Genomic DNA, 16,282 nt, shown 5'->3' on the forward strand with positions numbered 1-16,282 from the left:
CCAGAACCGAAGCGCCGCCACGAGCGAACGATCGGTGTCGAGCGCGCTCGCTTCGGTGAGCAACGCCTTGTCCGCCTTACAGGTCACGGCACCTTCGAACGGTGCGAGCAGGCCAGCGGCGATCCGGATCAGGCTCGACTTGCCGATCCCGTTGGGGCCGGTGACGATCGCGGCCTCGCCGGGACCGAGATCGAACGAGACGTTTGAAAAGAGCATTCTTCCGCCCCGCATGCACGCGACGTCGCGAAAGCCGAGGGTCACGTGGCCGGATCTTCCGCCGAATCTTCCGCCGCGTCTTCAAGTGCGTGCATGTCGTCGTCACTGAGGCCGAAATGATGGCCGATCTCGTGGATCGTGACGTGCGCGACGAGATCGTCGAGGCGGACGCCGGTGTCGATCCACTCCTCCAGGATCGCGCGGCGGTACAGCACGATGCGGTCGGGCATCGCGCCGGTATCCATCGACGATTTCTCGCCGAGCGGGCGACCATGATACAGCCCCGACAGATCGAGCGGGTGCTCCAGGCCAAGCGCGGCGAGCGTCTCGTCGTCGGCGTATTCCTCGACCGCGAAGACGATGTCGCCGAGATCGATCGCGAACTGCGCCGGCAACCGGGCGATCGTCGCACGCGCGATTGCCTCGATCGCGTCGGCGTCCGGTGCTTCGCCGCGCGCCTCTGCCCGTATTGCTGCTTGCCCGCTCATGTCGTCAGCCATAGTCGTTGCCCGAGGATAGCGGCAAGGGACACGCGAATGATCGAAGCACTGAACGAGACCGAGCGGGCCGAGGCGCTCGATGGGCTCGACGAGTGGGATTACGACGATGCGCGCGATGCGATCACGCGGACGATCGTGTTCGCCGATTTCGTCGAGGCGTTCGGCTTCATGGCGCAGGTCGCGCTGATCGCCGAGCGCGCGAACCACCATCCGGAGTGGAAGAACGTCTGGAACCGGGTGGAGATTCTGCTGACGACGCATGATGCGGGCGGTCTTTCCCCACGCGATATCGAGATGGCCGAAGCGATCGACGCGATCGTCGGCGACGCCTGACCTTCCTACCCTCCCCTTGCAGGGGAGGTGGCTGGCGCAGCCAGACGGAGGGGTGATCCGCTGTCGATAGCGCGCGCTCCGTCAGCCAAGTGGCTGCCACCTCCCCTCACGGGGGAGGATGAGAGTCACGTCTCGCGAAGATCCCGCCGCATCCGCTTGCGCAGCGCCCCGGCATCCACCGCGCCGCAAACGCCATGCGGTGCGCGGTCTTGCCGACATAGGTGTGGACCTTGTCGCCGTGGACCGCGGCCCAGGCGGCGTCCGCGACCTTGTCGACGCCGGTCAGTTCGAGCCCCGCGCCGGTCACCGTCTCGCGGATCGAGTGGTTGCTTCCCCCGCCCCCGAATCGAGCAGCGGCGTGTCGATGAAGCTCGGCACGATCGAGCGCACCTTGATGCCGGCCGCCGCCCATTCGCCGTCGAGCGCCTCGGTGATCGCGCGGACGCCGAACTTGGTCGCCGAATAGGGGGCTAACCCCGAAGAGCCGTAGATCGCCGACGCGGAGGCGGTGTTGAGTAGGCACGATCCCGGCGTGCGCTTGAGATACGCATAGCCGATCCGCGCACCGTTCAGCACGCCGACCAGGTTGATCGCGATCACCCGGTCGATCTCGGCGAAGTCGGTCTCCGCGAGCGGGCCGCCCGAGCCGATCCCGGCATTGTTGAACAGCACGTCGAGGCGCCCGCCGGTGGTCGCGACGAACGCGTCGAGGCACGCCACCCACGCATCGCGGTCGCGCACATCCATCGGGTAGGTGGTCGCCATGCCCGCGGGGAGCAGCGCGGCGGTTTCGGCGAGGCCGGCGACGTTGACGTCCGCCAGGCCGACACGCCAACCCTTCCGCGCGAACAGCTGCGCCGTCGCCCGACCGATCCCCGATCCGCCGCCGGTGATGAAAATGCTCTGCTCGGTCATGACGCCTCTCTCTATGATTTGATTTTCCGGTATGTTTCCCGCATCCTGCAGGCAGATGCCAGACAATTCCCCCGCGCTCGCTTTCGAACGCGTCACCAAGACCTACGGGTCGACGATCGCGGTCGATGCGGTCTCGCTGACGATCGCCGGCGGCAGCTTCGTCGCGCTGGTCGGGACGTCGGGATCGGGCAAGTCGACGCTGCTCAAGACGATCAACCGGCTGGTCGAACCAAGCGACGGCCGCGTGACGATCGATGGCGCCGACGTCGCCGCCGAGCCTGCACCAGACCTGCGCCGACGGATCGGTTATGTCTTCCAGAATATCGGCCTGTTCCCGCATATGACGATCGCCGAGAATATCGCGATCGGATTGCGGATTGCGGGGCGCAAGGATGCCGTTCGAGATGGGGCGAAGGTCGGCGAACTGCTCGATCTCGTCGACCTGCCACGCGATATCGCGGAGCGGATGCCCGAGGCGCTCTCGGGCGGCCAGCGCCAGCGCGTCGGAATCGCGCGGGCGCTAGCACCCGGGGCGAAGCTTCTGCTGCTCGACGAGGCGTTCGGCGCGCTCGATCCGGTGACGCGCGACGCGCTGGGGACGCGGATCCGCGAGTTGCACGACCGGCTCGGGCTGACCACGATCCTGGTGACGCACGACATGGCGGAGGCGCTGCTGCTCGCCGACCGCGTGCTGGTGATGAAGGCGGGGCGGATCGTCGCCGATGCGACCCCCGCCGAACTGGTCGCGGGCAAGGGTGGCGACGACGCGCAGGCGCTGGTGCAGGTGCCGCGCGCGCAGGCCGAACGCCTTCAGGCGTTGGTCGCATGAGCGCGTTTCTCGATGCGCTTGGTCGCGTGCCGCCATTGCTCGCCGCTCATGTCCTGTTGTCGGCATCGGCGCTGCTGCTGGGGATCGCGATCAGCCTGCCGCTCGGGATCTGGTCGGCGCGCAACGCCACTGTCGCGCGCGTCTCGCTCGGGTTTGCGAGCCTGGTGCAGACGATCCCGAGCCTCGCGCTGCTGGCCCTGTTCTATCCGCTGCTGCTCAGCCTGTCGGCGCTGGTCGGCGGCGGGATCCCCGCGCTCGGCTTCCTGCCGTCGCTGATTGCGCTGACGTTGTACGCGTTGCTGCCGATCATCCGCAACGCGGTGGCGGGACTGCACGGGATCGATCCCGCCGTGATCCAGGCGGCGGATGCGGTGGGCATGACGCCCGCGCAGAAGCTGCGGCTGGTCGAGGCACCGCTGGTCGCGCCGGTGCTGATCGCCGGCATCCGCACCGCGGCGGTGTGGACGATCGGCGCGGCGACGCTGTCGACGACGGTCGGCCAGCCGAGTCTCGGCGACATGATCTTTGCCGGGCTCCAGACGCAGAACTGGGCGCTGGTCCTTGCCGGCTGCGTGTCCGCGGCGGCGCTGGCGCTGGCGGTCGACGCGCTGATCGGCGGGATCGAATATGGTTTTCGCGCGGCGGCGGTGGTTGTGGATCGCGTGCACCGCGGTATTGGTGGCGGGAACCGCGGTGGCGACGCTGCCACTCTGGCCGAAAAGTGGTGGCGACCGAACGGTGGTGGTCGGCGCCAAGAACTTTTCCGAGCAATATATCCTTGCGCGGCTGATCGGCGATCGGCTCGAGCGCGCCGGCTATACCGTCGAGTATCGCGATGGGCTGGGCTCGGCGGTGGTGTTCGGCGCGCTCTCGGGCGGTGATATCGACGTGTATGTCGATTACGCCGGGACGATCTGGGCGAACGAGATGAAGCGCAACGATGTACCCGAGCACGGCGCGATGGTCGCGGCGATCGGTGCATGGGCGAAGCGCGAGCACGATGTCGGACTGATCGGATCGCTCGGGTTCGAGAATGCGTATGCGTTCGCGATGAAGGGCGATGTGGCCAAGGCGAAGGGCATCGCCAGCCTCGACGATCTGGTGAAGGCCGCGCCGGCTATGACGCTCGGCAGCGATCTGGAGTTTCTCGAGCGGCCCGAATGGGCGGCAGTGAAGCGCGCCTATCCGCTGCGGTTCGCCAAGACGACACCGTACAGCCCGACCTTCATGTACCGCGCGCTGGAGAGCGGGAATGTCGATGTGATCTCGGCCTTCTCGTCGGATGGGCGGATCGCGGCGGATGGTCTGGCGGTGCTGAGCGATCCACGGCGGGCGATTCCGGGATATGACGCCATCCTGATGGTCGCGCCGAAGCGGGCTGGGGATGCGAAGTTCGTGGATGCGCTGAAGCCGGTGGTCGGGCGGATCCCGGTGGAGGCGATGCGCGCGGCGAACTACCGGGTCGATCGTGATGCGGACAAGCAGACGCCCGAGGCGGCGGCGCGGTGGCTGGCCGGAGAGGTGGGGCTTTAACTGCCCTCGCCCCTTTGGGGAGAGGGAGGGAGGAGCCGCTTGGCGACGGAAGGGTGAGGGGTGGTTTGGGTCGACGTCCCGTGCCTCACTCCCCTCACCCTCCCACCGCAAGAGCGGCGGGCCCCTCCCTCTCCCCGCAGGGGAGAGGGCCTCGTTTTAGAAGAAGAGCTTGCGGATGCTGAGGCGGACGGTGCGGCCTAGCGGGTCGAGGTAATCCGGCTGGTAGTTGTTCGGGGTCGCCCCCGTCGCGTCGGTCACGCGCTGGCGCGTGTTGAGCACGTTGTCGACCGACAGGCTGATCCGCATGCCGCGCAACCACGGATGCGCCTTCACCCATTCGAGCCGCTGGCCGAGATCGGCGAACAGCCGCGCGTTGGCGGTCGCCAAGCCACCAAAGTTGAGCGTCTCGGGTGCCGCCGCGGTGCCGCCATTGACGCGCGTGCCGGTCGCGTAGTTGGCGGAGATCCGTGCGCCGAGGCCGTTGTTGGTATAGCCCGCCTGCGCCTCGAGTTCGTGGCGCGATTGGCCGCCGCTGTTGCCGATCGCGTCGCCGTTCAACAGGTCGAGGCTAGGGCCGCCGTTCGCCACGAGTACGCGATCGGTGAAATGCCAGGTATGGTAGACCGCGAACTGCAGGCGGCCGCCGGCCTGCCCGCCACGACCGCCGAAGCCGCGCCCGCCGCCTGGACCGCCACCGCCCGGACCGCCCCCGCCCGGACCGCCCCCGCCTGGACCATCACGCCGGCCATCGCCGCCCGCCCCTTCCGGACGACGAAAACCGCCGGGCGGCTGCATCCCCTCGAACGGATTGGGGCCGGTGCCGGCGCGATACGCCTCCAGCTCCTTCTGGATCTTCGACTTGAGCGGCGCGGAGAAATTGATCCCCCACCGCAGTTCGGAGCGGTCGCTGCGCGCGAAATTGATCGGACGGCTGTCAACCTGCAGCAGGTTGCCCGCGGCATCGCGCGTGAATCGATCGGGGAATGCCGCCTCGATCGCCGCAGTCGCCGACGGGAAGGCGGCGATCGGATTGTCGACCCGGCTCTCGACATAGTTCGCGGTGATCGACAAATCCTTGGCGGACCACGGCTTCAACGTCACCCCGACCTTCTTGACATGGTTGTTGTCCGACACGAGCCCGGGGTTGCCGCCGCTGATCGTCGTCACGGTCGCGGTGGTGCCGCGGACGTAATCGAAGATGCGGACGTTGGGCGTGGTGATCGACGGATTACCGAGCTGTTGCGCGGTCGGTGCCTCGTCGGTGTCGGTGACCGAGGCGATCACGCGCACGCCCTCGATCGGCGACCAGTTCGCACCATAGCCGAGCGTCGTCAGCGTGCCGAAGTCCGACAGATGATCCTCAGCGAGGTTGAAGTTCGCCGACAGCGTGCCGAGGGATGGCAGCACGTCCTTCGACCGGCTGGTCAGCGGCAGATCGACATTGACCTGACCGTTGACGGTATCACGCGACACCTGGCCACGCTGCGTCAGGCCGGCGCGGTAGGAACGGCTGTCGAAATCCGCGGTCTGTCCGCCGAACTTGATCGTCGTCGAGACCGCGCCCGCGGGCAGGCTGAACAGGTTGCCGTTCGCGACCGCGTCGATCTCGCCGGTGTTCTGCGTCGCATAGGCGCGGTTGCCGGCGGCGGCACCGATATCGCCGGCGGTGAGCCGCGCGAACGGATTGGCGGTCGGATCGCCTGCCCTGAGCCGTGCCTGGAACGCGCTGGCGTCCACTCCATTCTCGGTGAAGGTCTGCGTGTCGCTACGGTCGTAATTGCCCGTGACGTTCCAGCGCCACGTGCCGATATCGCCGTTGAGCGTGGTGCCGAGATGCGCCGCGATCGACGCGGTGCGCTGGGTGAGCGGCAGGAAGCCATCGTCGTTGAGCGCCCGGTACACCGGGGTGGTGCCGCCGACATCGAGCGTCGCGACCGGCAGGCCGTTCAGGCTGCGGCTGTCGGTCGATTCGAGGCGACCGTTGATGGTCGCACCGACCTTGCCGATGTTGCGCGCATACACGCTGTTCACGGTGAAGGTGCTGCTGGCCGACTGAAGCGTGCGGAACGGTCGCTGGTCGACGATCACGCTGTCCGCGCCGACCGCACTGGTCGCGGTCGGCGTGGGCGCTGCGATGTCACGCTCGGATTCGGTCAGCGCCGAGGTCGAGGTGTATTCGGCATGCAGATTGACCCGGCGATCGCGCGCGATGCTGAGCAGGTCGAGCTTGGCATCGGGCGAATTGCTGCCGCCTTCGGTGGGCATCTTGTCGACCGCCTCGGCGGTCACCGCGCGGAAACGGCGGCGTAGCACGAAGTTCACGACCTTCTGGTCGGCGCGATAGCCGTATTTGAGCGCGACCTCCTCGGGCAAGATCTCGACGCGCTGGATCGCCTCGGTCGGGATGTCGCGGATTTCGCTGAAGCTGGAGATGCGGCGGCCGTTGAGCAGCACCACCGGCGCGCCACCGCTGCCGCGTCCGCTAGTGGTCTGCGGGCTCAGTTCGCTCAGCAAGTCGGAGATCGAACTGACGCCGTAGGAACGGATCTCGGCCTGGCCCAGCGTCTGGTCGGGGGGAATGTCGCCAATCACCGCGCCGGGCAGTTTGCGCGAACCGGTGACGACGATCTCCTCGGATTCGGCGCCCTCGTCCTGCTCCTGCGCCTGCGTCTGCGTCTGCGTCTGCGTCTGCGTCTGCGGGGCGGACGCGGCATCGGCGGCGGGTGTCGACGGCGCCTGTTGCGCCGCCGCCATCGCGGGCATGCTCACCGCCAGAACCAGACCCAGTTTACGCATACCCGTTACCCCGATGATCGACCGTCGATCCGGTGCCCGCCTAGCCGCGAATTGTCGCAGGATTATGCCGGTTCGACGACCGATCAGCGCGCCATGAGCCCGTCCATCTCCTCCAGCGGCACGCCCTTGGTCTCGGGGAAGTAGAGGAACACCGTCACGAATTGCACCGCCATCATCGCGGCGAAGAACAGGAACGGCAGTCCGGCCGACCACGCCGCGGCGATCGGGAAGACCTGCGCGATCACCGCGTTCCAGCCCCAATGGCTCGACGAGCCGATGCTCGATCCGCGCGCACGGACGTTCTGTGGGAAGACCTCCGAGATATACACCCAGATCACCGCGCCCGAGCCCGGCGCGAAGAACATGATGAAGACGATCAGCGACGGCAGCAGCAGCTCGTGCGGCACGACTCCCAGTAGTGCGAGCCCGCCGACGGTGAGCGCGCCGGTCATCCCCGCCGAGCCCCAGAGCAGCAGCGTACGCCGCCCGATCCGGTCGATCAGCAGCATCCCGAGCAGCGTGAAGACCATGTTGGCGACGCCGATCATCACCGCCTGCAGATCGGGCGAGAGGCTGCCGCCCGACGCCTTGAAGATATCGTTAAGGTAATAGAGGAACGCGTTGATGCCGCTGAACTGGTTGAACATCGCGACCAGGAAGGCGAGCGTGATCGGCTTGCGGTGGCGCGTCCAGGAGAGCGCAGCGTCGCCCTTCGGCGCATCGAGTTCGCGCCGCGCGATGTCCGGGCTCATCCCGACCATCGCCAGCACGTCCTTCGCCTCCGCATCGCGCCGCTTGGCGAGCAGCCAGCGCGGCGAATTGGGGATGCGGAACAGCAGCGCGAAGAACACCAGCGACGGGGCGGCGACGATCCCGAGCTTCCACCGCCATTCAACATCGCCGAGATCGAGCGACCCGATGATCGCGTTCGAGACATAGGCGAGCAGGATCCCGAGGATGACCGCGAACTGGAATCCGCCGACCATCTTCCCGCGCTGTGCTGGTGGTGCGAGCTCGGCGATATAGGCTGGTGCGAGCACCGACGAGCCGCCGATCGCGATGCCGTTGATGAAGCGGAAGCCGATGAAACTGTGCCAGTTCCACGCCAATGCACAGCCGAGTGCGGTGACGACATAGAGGAAGGCGAGCATCCGCAGCACGTTGCGGCTGCCGTAGCGATCGCCGGGCATACCGACGAACAGCGCACCGATCAGCGTTCCCCAGAGCGCCGACGAGACGGTGAAGCCGAGCCACGCCTCGCTCAGCGCGAACTTCGCCTTCAGCGCGCCGGTGACGCCCGCGATCACCGCGGTGTCGAAGCCGAACAACAGCCCCGCCAGCGCCGCGGTCGCGACGCTTGCTATGAGGACGGTGCTGGGGCGGGTTTTGGAGGGGGCGATCGTCATGCCGGCTGTTTCGAATGTTTCGGCGGCCCCGGCAAGGCCATCGCAGGCCATTTCGACCTACGGAAAGACCCGAAACAGGTTCTTCAAAACGCATTAACGAATGCCGGCCAAGGATCTCCGCCTATCTTGTGCCTGGGGGCCGACGCGTTGACGACCGGATTGACGAAACTGTTCTTCGCCCTCGTGGCCTGCACGCCGTCCTCGGCCTGGGCGGCGTGCGCGGTCACCAATACCGGTCCGACCGCGCTCGGCACCTATTCCCCCCGGCGCTGGTCGCCGGTGCGCCGCCGTACAGCGCCGTGCCGGGCGGCTTCGATTGCCCCTCCACGGTCATATCGTTGCTGACCGGCAATTTCCTGCGCGCGACGGTGACCAGCGCGGACGGGTTCAAGCTGACCTCGACCAACGTCGCCGATACCGTCACCGCACGCTATGTCGTTGCCGCAGACAGCGCCGGGACCTATCCGTTCACGCCGGGCACGCCGTTCGTCTACATGAATGGCGGCATCATCAACCTGCTCGGACTGCTCGGTGGATCGGCGCGCAACGTCCAAGTCCATGTCCGCCCCTCGTCGCTGACCGCCGTCGCGCCGGGCACGTACAAGGGCAGTTTCACGATCGGCTGGGAATGGCGCTTCTGTTCGCTGCTCGGCGTCGGTTCGTTGTGTGCGGGTACGCTCGACCAGAGCAGCGCCGTCACCTCGGCCAAGGTCGACGTTACGATGGTCGTTTCGGCCAGGCCGGTGGCGGTCGTCATCACCACGCGCACGACCTATGATCCGATCTCGACCACCAACAATCCGCGCGCGATCCCCGGCAGCAAACAGCGCACGACGATCACGCTGACCAACCCCGACATCGTCGCGGTCGACGCCAACTCGGTGGCCGTGGTGCTCCCGACTCCCACCCGCGCCGCGGTCGCGCTGGACGGCGACGGGACCGCCTCGACCGCGTTCGTGACCACTGCGGAGGGATCGCCCGCATCGTCGCTGGCAGTGACCTATGCCACCCCCGCGAGCGCGACCGACGACGTTGATTTCTCGGCGAACGGCGGGACGAGCTGGACCTATGATCCGACCACCACGCCCAAGGCGGTCACCACCATCCGCATCCGCCCGCGCGGGACGATGGCGGCAGGGTCGAGCTTCAGCGTGTCGCTGCCCTACGCCCTATTCTGATCGGCGTTCTGATCGGAGTTCTGACCGATATTCTGATCGGCAACGGGCGAGCCCGGCAGCGCGCCGATCAGCTCCATCTTGGTCGCGGTCGAGCCGACTTCGATGCCCGCCTCGCGGAATTGGCGGAGGAGCGTAAACAGCAGTTCGCTGCGGATCGGATAGGCGTCCCGCGGGCTCGCCACGTACGCGAAGCAGTTGAACTTTGCGCGGCCGGCGTCGATCGAATCGATGAACACCTTGGATTCGGGATCGTCGAGCACCTCGTGCTTCTCCGCGAACGCCGCGAACAGCATCGTCCGCACCGCGTCCAGATCCTCCTCGAGCGGCACCGAGAATTGCAGCTGGATCCGGCCGATCGGGGCGGCCAGCGTCATGTTCTGGATCGTCTTGGTGATCAGTTCCGAATTGGGCACGATCAGCGTCGAGCGATCCGCGACCTGGATCTCGGTCGAGCGCACGTTGATGCGCTTCACGTCGCCCTCCATGTTGCCGATCCGGACGAGGTCGCCGATCTTTACCGGGCGCTCGGCGAGCAGGATCAGCCCCGAGACGAAGTTCTGCGTGATCGCCTGCAGACCGAAACCGATCCCGACCGACAGCGCGCCGAGCACCACGGCCAGCTTCTCCATGCCGATCCCGAGCGCGCCGAGCGACCACAGCACCGCGGCGATGATGCCGGCATAGCGCGCGACCATCGTCACCGAATTCTGCGCGCCGGCGTCCATCGCGGTGGTCGGCAGATAGCTGTTCACCAGCCAGTGCTGCAGCCCGCGCATGATCGCCAGCGCGACGAACAGCACCGCGATCGAGCGCAGCACCGCCCCCGGCGAGATCGTAACCTGGCCGATCGTGATGCCGCTTGCGACCGTGCCGAACAGCTCGAACACCGAGCCCACCCCTGCCCCGAACGGCGCCATCACCGCGCCGACCGCGAGCATGATCAGCAACAGCCGCAGCACCGCCGACAGCAGCACGCCGATCTGGTCGACGGTCTTGTTGTCGACGCCGAACCCGCTGTTCGCCGAGCGACCCAGGCGGTTCCCGCTCGACAGCAATGTCCGGCACGCATCGTCGGTGAAGGTCATCATCAGGTACAGGCTCGCGCCGACGATCGCGCCCCAGACCAGCCACGTCGCAACCTTCAGCGCCAAATTCACATAGCCGATCAGCCCGGCGCCGAGCGCGACGATCAGCACCAGCCAGACGAGCGTGGCGACGATCGCGAGCAGCGTGTTGCGCGCAGGCTTCGACGGATCGGGCAGCGCGGCGGCGCGCAACCGGCCGAGCGTCACCAGGATCGCGCCGAGCAACACGATATGGAGAAGCGCGACGACCGCGTTGGCCGCACTCGACGCGGGCGCGCTGACGCCGATCAGCAGATTGGTCGCGATCAGCAGCTGCCCGAAAAAGATCAGCGCCGCCGCCATCCAGCTATACGGCCTGAGCGCCTGCGCGGCAGCGTCGCCGATCGGCAACAACCGCCAGGTCGGCTGGGTCCGCAGCAACAGCGCGCCGCCGAGCGACGACACGAATGCGCAGAACCATGAGATCCCGACGAAGATCGCGCCGAACCGACTCCAGGCGGGCGAGACGAGCCCACCCCAGCGCAACGACGCGACGATCGCCCACGCCGCAAACCCCGGCAGCGCGGTTCCGATGACGACCAGCCACAACGCATAGGCCGAACGCCGCAGACGGCCGCCGGGCGTATGGTTGGCGGCATAGCGTCGACCGACGCCGTGCAGCCAGCGCCGCAGCGGCACGAGCAGCACCAGCGCGGCGAGCATCCCGACGAGCAGGCCGGTACCCGCGCGGGTATCGAACCGCGTGCCGAACTGACGCACCTCGACATTGGCGAACCGCGTCAGTCGCGCGGTGTCGCGGGGCAAGTGATCGACGATCGCGGCCCAAAGCGTGGGTGACAGCGGGGAACCGGTGTTCTCGGACAATTGCTGGCCGAGTTCCTCCGCCTCGGCCGCGCCGATGTCGTCAATCTGCTGCTTGGCCTCGATCCCGATCAGGCGCGCGCGCTTGATCGCCGAGTCGATCGCCGACTGGCTCTGCGCGAGGAGTTTGCGTTGCTGGCGAATCTCGGGCGCTTCGACAACGCCTGGGGTGGCGGCGCCAAGTTCGGTCACGCGCGCCTGAACGAGCGCCATCTCAGGCGTGAGCGTGCGGACCGCGTCGGCAGCGGTGGTCTGCACGACCTGCGCGCGATCCCGCAACGCCTGCCGCGCCTTGTCGTCCCGCGCGGTGGGGGTGGCGTCGTCGATCGCCTGGAGTTCGGCCGAGGCTTGGGTCAGGCTGGCGGCGACGGTCGCGACCTTCGCCTCGTCCTGCGCGATCGCGGGGAGCGCGGTGACGGCGGTGACCGCGAGGAGGAGCGCGGCGAGGTAACGGAGGAGGGTCATCCGGGGTGCTGTACAGTGGCGGGAGGCGAAACGGGAGGGGGCGGCGCTAAGCTCGGGTCGGGGCACTATCGCCGCGGCTATCTGCGCCGCTTTGGGGTGGTGCGTTTGCCTACCACCCGCACCACCCCGGCGGAGGCCGGGGCCCAGTTGGAGAGGTCGCTGTAACGAAGCGCCGGCCTTCATCATCACCGGCCCCCAACTGGGCCCCGGCCTCCGCCGGGGTGGAGCTAGTGGAGGGCGATCCCGGACACATGGCGATCACCCTCGCCTCCTTTTTCTCCCGCGAAGGGGGAGCCGAGTCTGGGTCCCCGCCTTCCCGGGGAAACATTCGCGGGGAAACAGTAGTACGGATCGCTTATCCAGCAGTCGCTGTCACGAACATCCCTCCACCCCGTTCCGTCACCCCGGCGGAGGCCGGGGCCTACGGACCCGCACACTGAAGTCTCTCGGATGTGCGGAGCGGTGGATGCCGGAACGAGTCCGGCATGACGGGGCGGGATGGGCGTTGGTTGGAGCAGAACTGGGCGGCGCGTCGCTAGTCCAGTTCGAGGATCACCTGATCCACCGCGAGACTATCACCCGTCTTCGCGGCAACCGACTTCACCGTGCCGGTCTTCTCGGCGCGGAGGATGTTCTCCATCTTCATCGCCTCGACCACGGCCAGCGGCTGCCCCGCCTCGACCTTGTCGCCCGCCGCGACGTCGAGCCGCACCAGCAGCCCCGGCATCGGGCAGATCAGGAACTTCGACAGATCGGGCGCGACCTTCTCGATCAGGTGCGCGGTGTAGGGCGCGACGCGGGCCGGGAGCACGCGCGCGACGTGGCTTGCGCCGCGGGTCGTGAGCTTGAAGCCGGCGCGGGCCTTGGCGATGCGGATCGTGATGTGCTCGTCGCCATCGACCCCGTGACCGTCCGCGACGACCATACGGTCGCCTGGGGTGTATTCGAGCGCAAGATCGAGGTCTTCGCCATCGACCATGATGCCGTCGGTCGAGACCGTCACTGCGTGGTCGGTCTTGTCGATCGTGACCACCCAATCCGCCGGCGGACGCAGGCGCTTGCCGAGCTGGCCGTCGATACGGCGCGCACGATCGGCTTCCGCGGTGGCGGCGAAGGCGGCGACGGCAGCGAGTGTCTTCAAGAGCGACACGTCGGCAGGGGCGCCGTGGAAGCCGTCGGGATATTCCTCGGCTATGAAGCCGGTGGTGAGTGCGCCCGACTGGAAGCGCGGGTGCTGCATGATCGCCGAGAGGAAATCGATATTGTTGCCGGGGCCGTCGAGTTCGAACGCGTCGAGTGCGGCGATCTGCGCGGCGATCGCGCCGTCTCGCGTTGGGGCCCAGGTGATGAGCTTGGCGATCATCGGGTCGTAGAACATGCTGACCTCGCCGCCCTCGCGGACGCCGTCATCGACGCGGACGCGGGGTTCCGCGGCGGTGCCGTGTCCCCCGGAACCGATCCCATCCGCCCCCATAATGTCCGTCACCCCAGCGGAAGCTGGGGTCTCCCCGTTCGAGCCGCCTGCTCCATTACCGGGATACCCCAGCTTTCGCTGGGGTGACGGGGTTTGGAGGGGCGAAGTCTCGGGCGGGTTGTACCGAACCAGCCGCCCGATGCTCGGCAGGAACCCGCGATACGGGTCCTCGGCATACACCCGGTTCTCGATCGACCAGCCGTTCAGCTTCACCTCGTCCTGCCCGAACCCGAGCGGCTCGCCGGCAGCAACCCGGATCATCAGCTCGACCAGATCAAGCCCGGTGATCTCTTCCGTCACCGGATGCTCGACCTGGAGCCGGGTGTTCATCTCGAGGAAGTAGAACCCCTCCCCCGTCGTGTCCGCACCCGACACGATCAGCTCGACCGTCCCCGCCGAAAAATACCCCACCGCTTGCGCCAACGCGACCGCCTGCTCGCCCATGGCTTTGCGCATCTTGGGCGTCACGAACGGCGACGGGGCCTCCTCGACGACCTTCTGGTGGCGGCGCTGGATCGAGCATTCGCGCTCGTTGAGATAGACGATGTTGCCGTGCTGGTCGCCGATCAGCTGGATCTCGATGTGGCGCGGGCTTTCGATGAACTTCTCGATGAACACGCGGTCGTCGCCGAAGCTGGCGAGCCCCTCGCGCTTGGTCGCCTCGAAGCCCTCGCGGACGTCCTGTTCGCTGTAGGCGAGCCGCATGCCCTTGCCGCCGCCGCCGGCCGACGCCTTCATCATCACCGGGTAGCCGATGCCGCCGGCGATCTCGACCGCGTGATCGGTGTTGTCGATCTCGCCGAGATAGCCCGGGACGACGTTGACGCCGGCCGCCTTGGCGAGCTTCTTCGATTCGATCTTGTCGCCCATCGCGGCGATCGCGTTCGCGGGTGGCCCTACGAACGCGATCCCGGCCTCGGCACAGGTCAGTGCAAAACTCTCGCGTTCGGAGAGGAAGCCGTAGCCCGGATGGATGCAGTCCGCGCCGGTTTCCTTGGCGGCGAGCAGGATCAGTTCGGCCTTGAGATAGCTCTCCGCGGCGGGTGCCGGCCCGAGTCGCACGGACTCGTCGGCCATCAGCACATGCGGCGCGCGCGTCGGCGTCGGAATAGACCGCGACGGTCTTGATGCCCATCGCCTTGGCGGTCCGCATGACGCGACACGCGATCTCGCCGCGATTGGCGACCAGGATTTTCTTGAACATCACTCGCCCTACTCTGTGCCGTCTTGCCGGACGCGGTCCGGGTGCGGACTGGTTATTGGTACCAGATCATCGTCTTGAGCTGCTTCGTGCGGGCCTGCGTCAGGTCGGTCCGACACCCGGCAATCGTCATGCCCTGCGCCGAACCGCCCGCGTATTGCCCACCTTCGATCACGCACTGCGTATCGCGGAACTTGAGCCACGCGCGCTGGCTCTCCAGCAGCGCGGCAGCATAGCCGAACCCGCCGCCACGCGACCCGTCCTGCGCGTCGCGACCCTTCATGTAGGCGTAGGTCCGCTTCCACTGCGCCGCCATCGCCGCATCCGCCCGCGCGTAACTCGTACCGGCGGAGGCGTTCATCGTCGCCTGCGACTGCATCGGCGCGGCGGCCATCAAAAGTGCGATCAGCAGCATGTCTTGGCCTCCCGCATCGGCTCGGGGCCGACCATCGGCTTCATCCCCAGCTTGGCCAGCAGCGTCGCGTCGGCGCTGTCGCCGGCGTTGCCGGTGGTCAGCAGCTTATCGCCGGTGAAGATCGAGTTCGCGCCCGCCATGAAGCAGAGCGCCTGGGTCGCCTCGGACATGCTCTCGCGCCCGGCCGACAGCCGCACCATGCTGAGCGGCATCGTGATGCGTGCGACGGCAACCGTCCGGACGAACTCGATATCGTCGATCTGCGCCATCGGCGTTCCCGCGAGCATGTCGCCGAGCGGCGTGCCCTTGACCGGGACCAGCGCGTTGACGGGTACGCTTTCCGGGTGACGCGGCAGCGTGGCGAGCGCGTGGACGAAGCCGACGCGATCGCTGCGCGTCTCGCCCATCCCGACGATCCCGCCGCAGCAGACCGAGATCCCCGCGTCACGGACGTTCGCCAACGTCTCCAGCCGGTCGCCGAAGGTCCGCGTGGTGATAACGTTGCCGTAATTCTCCGGCGAGGTATCGATATTGTGGTTGTAGTAATCGAGGCCGGCATCGGCGAGCTGCTTCGCCTGGTCCGCGTCGAGCATGCCGAGCGTCATACACGTCTCGAGCCCCATCGCGCGGACGCCCTCGACCATCGCGACGACCTTCGGCATGTCGCGCGGCTTGGGGTTGCGCCAGGCGGCACCCATGCAGAAACGCTGCGATCCGGCGGCCTTGGCCTGCGCGGCGTCGGCGAGGACGGCGTCGACGTCCATCAGCTTTTCCGCCTTGAGACCGGAGTCGGACGATGCGGACTGCGAGCAATAGCCGCAATCTTCGGGGCAGCCGCCGGTCTTGATCGACAACAAAGTGCAGAGCTGCACCTCGCCGATCGCGTGATGCGCGCGGTGGACGGTCTGCGCGCGGAACATGAGTTCGTCGAACGGAAGGTCGAACAGCGCGGCGATCTCGGGACGGGTCCAGTCGATACGGACGCTCGGCGTAGCAGCAACAACAGCGGGCTCGACGCCAGTCGCAACGGAGGGGCGGAGGAGGGTTTCGATCATCATGCGGCCTTTGGTCTCTG

Annotated in this window: 9 protein-coding genes and 4 pseudogenes; 4 read left to right on the forward strand and 9 right to left on the reverse strand. The window is 67.4% G+C overall.

From position 1 onward, the window contains the following. Positions 1-120 precede the first annotated feature (120 nt). Together QP181_RS13960 and QP181_RS13965 are read right to left on the reverse strand one after the other, a co-directional pair. Positions 121-231: pseudogene (locus QP181_RS13960) on the reverse strand (ATP-binding cassette domain-containing protein); the annotation flags it as partial. A gap of 26 nt (positions 232-257) precedes the next feature. After that, positions 258-716 carry a metallopeptidase family protein gene (locus QP181_RS13965; RefSeq protein WP_333928907.1) on the reverse strand — a complete coding sequence of 153 codons (459 nt, stop codon included), beginning with the start codon at positions 714-716 and terminating at the stop codon, positions 258-260. Positions 717-752: 36 nt separating this feature from the next. Here QP181_RS13965 and QP181_RS13970 point away from each other — a divergent pair, with 36 nt between their 5' ends. Continuing rightward, positions 753-1,049, forward strand: a complete 297-nt coding sequence (locus QP181_RS13970) for a 4a-hydroxytetrahydrobiopterin dehydratase (RefSeq protein ID WP_128453864.1) — start codon at positions 753-755, stop codon at positions 1,047-1,049. A gap of 125 nt (positions 1,050-1,174) precedes the next feature. Here the strand turns inward: QP181_RS13970 and QP181_RS13975 are convergent. Then, positions 1,175-1,964, reverse strand: a pseudogene (locus tag QP181_RS13975) (SDR family oxidoreductase). Between the two features lie 55 nt (positions 1,965-2,019). Between QP181_RS13975 and QP181_RS13980 the strand changes: the two are divergent. After that, on the forward strand, positions 2,020-2,793 hold the full coding sequence (locus tag QP181_RS13980; RefSeq protein ID WP_333928908.1) for an ATP-binding cassette domain-containing protein: 774 nt from the start codon (positions 2,020-2,022) through the stop codon (positions 2,791-2,793). Then, a pseudogene (locus QP181_RS13985) lies at positions 2,790-4,326 on the forward strand (ABC transporter permease/substrate-binding protein). Before QP181_RS13980 ends, QP181_RS13985 begins: the two are co-directional and overlap by 4 nt. Positions 4,327-4,482: 156 nt before the next feature. On the opposite strand, the gene QP181_RS13990 reads toward QP181_RS13985, so the two are convergent. Together QP181_RS13990 and QP181_RS13995 are read right to left on the reverse strand one after the other, a co-directional pair. Continuing rightward, positions 4,483-7,122 carry a TonB-dependent receptor gene (locus QP181_RS13990; RefSeq protein ID WP_333928909.1) on the reverse strand — a complete coding sequence of 880 codons (2,640 nt, stop codon included), beginning with the start codon at positions 7,120-7,122 and terminating at the stop codon, positions 4,483-4,485. Positions 7,123-7,205: 83 nt separating this feature from the next. Continuing rightward, positions 7,206-8,528, reverse strand: a complete 1,323-nt coding sequence (locus QP181_RS13995) for a sugar porter family MFS transporter (RefSeq protein WP_333928910.1) — start codon at positions 8,526-8,528, stop codon at positions 7,206-7,208. A gap of 215 nt (positions 8,529-8,743) precedes the next feature. Between QP181_RS13995 and QP181_RS14000 the strand changes: the two genes are divergently transcribed. Then, positions 8,744-9,706 carry a protein CsuE gene (locus QP181_RS14000; protein WP_333928911.1) on the forward strand — a complete coding sequence of 321 codons (963 nt, stop codon included), beginning with the start codon at positions 8,744-8,746 and terminating at the stop codon, positions 9,704-9,706. Here QP181_RS14000 and QP181_RS14005 read toward each other — a convergent pair. The 4 genes and pseudogenes from QP181_RS14005 to bioB all read right to left on the reverse strand — a co-directional run bounded on the left by QP181_RS14005 (position 9,691) and on the right by bioB (position 16,262). Beyond that, complete coding sequence (locus tag QP181_RS14005; protein ID WP_333928912.1) at positions 9,691-12,117, reverse strand: DUF3772 domain-containing protein; 2,427 nt, start codon at positions 12,115-12,117, stop codon at positions 9,691-9,693. The genes QP181_RS14000 and QP181_RS14005 overlap by 16 nt on opposite strands. Before the next feature lie 535 nt (positions 12,118-12,652). Next, a pseudogene (locus QP181_RS14010) lies at positions 12,653-14,795 on the reverse strand (ATP-binding protein). A 52-nt stretch (positions 14,796-14,847) separates the two neighbouring features. Next, positions 14,848-15,207, reverse strand: coding sequence for a lysozyme inhibitor LprI family protein (locus QP181_RS14015; protein ID WP_333928913.1), 360 nt, complete (start codon positions 15,205-15,207; stop codon positions 14,848-14,850). Next, entirely contained in the window at positions 15,198-16,262 is a 1,065-nt protein-coding gene (gene bioB / locus QP181_RS14020; protein WP_333928914.1) for a biotin synthase BioB, read from the reverse strand. The genes QP181_RS14015 and bioB overlap by 10 nt, the downstream gene beginning before the upstream one ends. Between the last annotated feature and the right edge of the window lie 20 nt (positions 16,263-16,282).

The sequence above is a fragment of the Sphingomonas sp. LR55 genome (assembly GCF_036856015.1).
Lineage (GTDB): Bacteria > Pseudomonadota > Alphaproteobacteria > Sphingomonadales > Sphingomonadaceae > Sphingomonas.